This is a genomic window from Actinosynnema sp., from assembly GCF_052038725.1.
Map to the genome: position 1 here is coordinate 1 of NZ_JBQGCX010001207.1, position 2,208 is coordinate 2,208.

General features: G+C 79.8%; 1 protein-coding gene. It reads left to right on the plus strand.

Annotated elements, in window-relative coordinates; genetic code table 11:
* On the plus strand, positions 1–2,208 hold a 2,208-nt coding region (locus tag ACTUAL_RS25385; protein WP_440902010.1), incomplete at both ends, for an acyltransferase domain-containing protein.

Here is a 2,208-nt window from a genome sequence, read left to right on the forward strand (position 1 = left end):
AGCGCGCGGGCATGGGCCGCGACCTGTACGACGCGTTCCCGGTGTTCGCCTCGGCGTGGGACGAGGTGGTGGCGAGGTTCGAGGCGCCGCTGACCGACCTGGTGTTCCACGGCGGCGACCTGGACCGGCCGGAGGTGGCGCAGCCCGCGCTGTTCGCCTTCCAGGTGGCGCTGTTCCGGCTCTACGAGCACCACGGCGCCGCGCCCGACCACCTCGTGGGCCGCTCGGTCGGCGAGGTCGCCGCCGCGCACCTCGCGGGTGTGCTGGACCTGCCGGACGCGGCTGCGCTGGTGGCCGCCCGCGCCCGGCTGCTGGCCGACCTGCCCCGCTCGGGCGTGATGGCGCGGATCGGCGCGAGCGAGGCGGAAGTGGCCGCGGCGCTGGGGGAACGGGTGTCGGTGGCGGCGGTGACCGGGCCGGACAGCACGGTCGTCTCCGGTGACGCGGACGCGGTCGCGGCGGTCGTGGGGCACTGGCGGGCGCTGGGCCGCCCGGTGGAGCAGCCGCGCGCGGGCGGGGCGTTCCACTCGCACCACTGCGACCCGCTGGTCGCGGAGCTGGCGCGGGTCGCCGAGCGCCTGGTGGTGCGCGCCCCGGCGCTGCCGGTGGTGTCGACGCTGGTGGGCGCGCCCGCCGAGGACTTCGGCACGGCGGCCTACTGGGCGCGGCAGCTGCGCGGCCCGGTCCGGCTGCACGCGGCGCTGACCTGGTTGGAGGAGCACGCCGGGCCGCTGCGGGTGATCCGGTCGGACGGGGCGGGCGCGGAGGCGTTCCTGGCCGACCTGGCGCGGGCGCACGGCGCGGGCAGGCCGGTGGACTGGACGGGGCTGATCCCGGCGGGGCGGCCGGTGGAGCTGCCGACCTACCCGTTCCAGCGGGAGTTCCTGCCACCGCGCGGGGGTCGGGCGTCGACCGCGCCGGGCGAGCTGGGGCTGGACGAGGGCGGGCACCCGCTGCTGGGCACGCGGGTGGACGTGCCGGGCAGCGAGGAGGTGGTGTTCACCGGGCGCGTGCGCCCCGCTGAGCAGCCGTGGTTGGCGGACCGGACCGCGCACGGCGTCGCGGTGCTGCCGGGCGCCGCGCTGCTGGACGTGGCGCTGCACGCGGCGCGCCGGGCGGGGCTGGCCGGGGTCGCCGAGCTGGTGGTGCACGCGCCGCCGGGGCTGGTGGACCCGGTGGCGCTGCGCGCGCGGATCAGCGGCACGGAGCTGGTGGTGCACGCGCGGGAGGACGAGGGGGTCTGGATGCGTTGCGCCACCGGGGTTCTCGCCGAGTCCGCAGTGGACGGTGAAGCCTGGCGCCCCGACGAGTGGCCCCCGGCGGGCGCCGAACCGGCGCCGGTCGTGCACCCCGGCGGGCTCGGGCCGGCGTTCCGGGGGGTGCGCGCGGTGTGGCGGGACGACACCGCCTGGTACGCGGACCTCGTGCTGCCGCAAGGGGTTCCGGAGCAGGAGTGGGTGATCCACCCGGCGCTGCTGGAGGCCGCCGCGCTGCTGGGCCGCGACCCGTCGCCCGACCTGCTCGCGCACGCCTGGCGCGACGTCGTCCCGCACCACCCCGGTCGCGCGCCGGGAGAGCTGCGGGCGCGGGTGCTGCGCTCCCCCGGCGGGACGCGGCTGGACCTGGCCGACGCCGAGGGCGCGCCCGTCGCGTCGATCGGCTCGGTGGAACCGCGCGCGGCGGCGGAGGCCGAGCGGCGGGGCGCGCTGTTCCGCGAGGTGTGGGAGCCGTGCCCGACCGGCGCGCCCGGTGGTGATCCGGTGGTGCTCGACCAGCGCGGGCGCTCCGGCGCCGACGTCGCCGGGCCGGTGGTGCGGGCGCGCGCGGAGGTCGAGGACGCGCTCGCGGAGCACCCCGCGCGGGTGGTGCTGACCCGCGACGCGGTGGCGGTGCGCGGGCAGGACCGGGTCGACCCGGTGGGCGCGGCGCTGCGCGGCGCGGTCGGCGCGCTCCAGGTCCGGTGGCCGGGGCGGATCGTGCTGGTGGACGCCGAGCGCGCCGAGGACGTGGCGGCGGCGGTGTCGTCCGGGCGGGAGCAGGTGGCGGTGCGCGGTGGGACGGCGTTCGCGCCCCGGCTGGTCGCCGAGCCCCGGCCCGCACTGGCGGTGCCGGACGGGCCGTGGCGGCTCGAGGCGGGCCCGGACGGCGTGGTGGCCGCTCCCCGCCCCAGGGCCGCGCTGGAGCCGCACGAGGTGCGGGTGGCGGTGC